Source organism: Coleofasciculus sp. FACHB-712 (assembly GCF_014695635.1).
Classification (GTDB): domain Bacteria; phylum Cyanobacteriota; class Cyanobacteriia; order Cyanobacteriales; family FACHB-T130; genus FACHB-T130.
In genome coordinates this window covers 1-3,419 of record NZ_JACJOQ010000398.1, presented here as the reverse complement: position 1 = coordinate 3,419, position 3,419 = coordinate 1, and the positions used below count along the sequence as shown (strand labels likewise).

The window sequence follows — 3,419 nt, the reverse complement described above, 5'->3', positions numbered from 1 at the left end:
AGCCCACATTACCTGTGCCGATTCATCCAGCAAAGCAGGAATCACCAAATCTAAGCCTGACTCGCCATAATAGAGGGCACCGCTTAATGCAAGAATTCTTTGCGCTGACACTGCACTAGCCAAGCGTCTCTTAACAGCTTCTAACCCGCCAAAGATAACAGCAAGACTAATGGAAATGTCTAATGAAAGGTCTTGAATCGCAACTAATTTGCCTTGATAAAATGTCATCCCCAAAAGAGGTTTTAAGAAGATTCCATCAATGAAGTCTTTACCTAAGGTGATTCTCCCAGTAAAACGAGTAAAAACTTTAAGATTCCGATAACAAAAACCACTACAGTTATCGTAGGTTGGCATAACTCCTTCTATAGGTTTATGACCGCCCGTAACACCACCGACAGTCATTTCCTTCAAAAACAATTCTTCATTAACAATTTCATAGGTTGAATAAAATCCTCTCCGGCAAGCTGTAGAAAATAGAATCTCTTTCATTCCATAGTCGCGTGGTCTAATTAAAACTCCTTCTTGTATTACGTTTGAGGGAACTGATTCCTCATTCAACAAATCAAATATTTTATCTTTTATTTTATCGAAATCTACAGATTCTTCTGCTGTAGCATTAATTTTATCAACCGGATATTTTAAAGAAGGCTCTAAGCCAGCTAAATAGTAGGTTTCTCCGTTATAGACGAATTTTTCCCTTATTTGTTCTGTCATAACAATAAAAAAACCTTAAATTCGAGGTCTAAATCATATCTGTAAGAAAACCACATATTTGAGCTTGCACTTTCCCAAAGACTAGTGTTAATTTTCAGCAGAATCTCTTCTAATCACTTCTCAAAAATCTTGTTCAGTCGCTAAAGTTTCCCGTCCTAAACCTTAAACGCTGCGCGATCAAAAGCATCCCGATCTACAATAACCTCTGTCTTCAACTGCTAACCAATTCGCTCTAAACACTTGCTCTGGGGTGCTGTCCAAGCACGACTTATTACATTACTAATTCTTGGAGTATGCCTCGCATACAAGGAGCATCCCGGTTTTGTAAAACCTCCATTTCCATCAAAATCAGGATACTGGGTAGAGAGTCAACGATTAGTCAGCCATTAAACACGGGGTAGACCCCGCAGTGTCAAACTGATTCAGGTCATTTAAGCAATGTTGTATGTGCTGCGCTTGGCGACTGTTGCCTTCGGCTACAACCCGCTTTGAGGCGGAAGGGCACCGCCCCTAGAACCTAGGGCTACAGCCAGCTTGGGATAACTCGACTTTTGGCGAATAGTCGGGGACTTTCAGCTTTAGTAAAGTAGCTGCGATACTAGGCACAGAGTCACTTTTATGCCAGAAGGATCGGATAAGCAGCGCAGCCACTTGGGTACGGGATGGTCTTTCCCACTACGGGTGAACGTACAGGGAGGGCTTCAACTCAGTTCGGCAGAACGGAATATTGAAGAATCTATTCGGATTATCCTGCGGACTGAAATCGGAGAAAGGGTGTATCGACCCAATTTTGGGTCGCGCTTATCGGAGATGGTCTTTGCGCCCATGAATACTCAAACCCTTCTCCTGTTGCGCTTGCACGTCCAAGAAGCTCTAGAAATGTGGGAGCCGCGCATTGTCATCGATTTGGTGCGGACTGACCCCGATCCCATCCGAGGCCGAGTGGATATTATTGTGGAATACCATCCTAAGGGCACTTATGATGCTCGGAGCTTGGTCTATCCTTTCTATCTGAACGGCAAAGAGGAGTGATGGTTCATGAGGGTTCTGAGTAACAAGAGAATTCTTTAATTCAAAATCCCTACTCATTTATCGCATTTCTATAACTTTTGCCCAATTACTAATTACCAATTCCTAGTTACCGATTATTTATTAATAATGGACTTTGATTTTTTACCCAAGTTACCGAAGTCTGATTTAGATGATCGGACATTCAAAGATTTAGTAGATGAGTGCATTCTACGGATTCCTCGCTATTGTCCGGAGTGGACGAATTATAACCCTAGCGATCCTGGCATCACGCTGATTGAGCTATTTGCGTGGCTGACCGATCAAATGTTGCTGCGGTTCAATCAAGTTCCCCGTCGCAACTATGTTGCTTTTTTAGAGTTACTAGGGGTTCGCCTGCAAGCTCCGGTTCCCGCTCAGACAGACCTGACTTTTTATCTGAGTGCTGCTTTGCCCGAACCATATACGATTCCATCTGGGGTAGAAATTGCGACCGTCAGGACAGAAACTGAGCAAGCGATTGTCTTCAGTACCAACCAGCCGCTGGTGATTGGCAAGCCCAGTATCCGACATTTTCTAACCGCTCAGACGGTTGAAGATACTCCCCAAATGTTACGCGATCGCTTCACGAACCTTTGGACTCTGCGCCCTGACGGTGAGTGGATGGGCAGAGAATTAGCCTTTTTTGATGAGCAACCCCAGTCGGGAAATTGCTTTTATCTGGTATTCGACCCGGAGGACGAATGCGAAGGGAATGTTCTGGCAGTCAAATTCAAAGGAGAAGTTGCGACATCCACTGGCATTAATCCCGACGCGCCTCCTCGCCGCTGGGAAGCTTGGAATGGCGCGTACTGGCAGCCGGTTTTGTTGCAGGAAGCTGATGATGGCACGAAAGGATTTAGTTTCAGCGAATTCGCTCGGACTGGAAGCAATCCCCTCCAAAGTGGGGACGTCGTGCTACATCTGCCTCAACGCTGGCCGGTGAGCCACTTCCTCACCTACCAGGGTCGCTGGCTGCGCTGCGTTTATAGTCACATCGATCCTACGCAACCGGGTTACAGTAGTTCCCCGCGGATTGTGAGTTTGTCGGCGAGAGCGATTGGCGGTACCGTCCTCGCTTCTCAATGCGAACAGATTAGAAATGAACTTTTGGGAGAAAGCGAGGGTACGCCCGGTCAAACTTTCCAATTGCAAGGCGTTCCTGTCTTGACACGGCGGGAAGATGAATACATTTTGGTAAGTCCGCCTGGAGCCTTGCCTCAAATATGGACAGAAGTCAATGACTTTGCTGATTCTGGCCCTCAGGATCTTCACTACACGATTGACTCGCGGACTGGGATGGTTCAGTTTGGCCCCCTGATTCGAGAACCCGCCCAACTCCAGCAGCAGACTCAGTTGCGCGCGAGAACGCAGATGCAGAACCTGGTGAGCGATCGCCTGTTGAATGCTAGCGCCCGTCCTGAAGAAGTGCGATCGCTAGAGCGTCAATATGGTGCAGTGCCGCCCAAAGGCTCCGCGATTCGCATGGTCGCTTACCGCACGGGAGGAGGTCGAAAAGGCAATGTTCAACGGGGAACCATTACCATCCCCAAGTCAGCCGTTCCCTACGTTGCCAGAGTCATTAACCATACCCCCGCCCGCAACGGTGCTGACGCCGAATCATTGGAAGATGCTGTCATCCGAGTGCCAGCAATGCT

3 protein-coding genes are annotated in these 3,419 nt (G+C 47.0%); 2 read left to right on the top strand and 1 reads right to left on the bottom strand.

The window, feature by feature from the left end; translation table 11 throughout:
* Window positions 1-714 (bottom strand): hypothetical protein (locus tag H6F50_RS11725; RefSeq protein WP_190428834.1); only part of this gene is annotated, 714 nt, incomplete at its 3' end.
* A 618-nt stretch (window positions 715-1,332) separates the two neighbouring features.
* On the opposite strand from H6F50_RS11725, the gene H6F50_RS11720 reads away from it, so the two are divergent.
* Window positions 1,333-1,746 carry a GPW/gp25 family protein gene (locus H6F50_RS11720; RefSeq protein WP_190412625.1) on the top strand — a complete coding sequence of 138 codons (414 nt, stop codon included), beginning with the start codon at window positions 1,333-1,335 and terminating at the stop codon, window positions 1,744-1,746.
* 126 nt (window positions 1,747-1,872) lie between these two features.
* Window positions 1,873-3,419: putative baseplate assembly protein (locus H6F50_RS11715; RefSeq protein ID WP_190428833.1), on the top strand; the 1,547-nt coding region annotated here is incomplete at its 3' end.

What these genes read in the sequence shown, in the direction of transcription:
- H6F50_RS11720 (WP_190412625.1), top strand. Translation starts at nt 1,333, where the DNA reads ATGCCAGAAGGATCGGATAAGCAGCGCAGCCACTTGGGTACGGGATGG.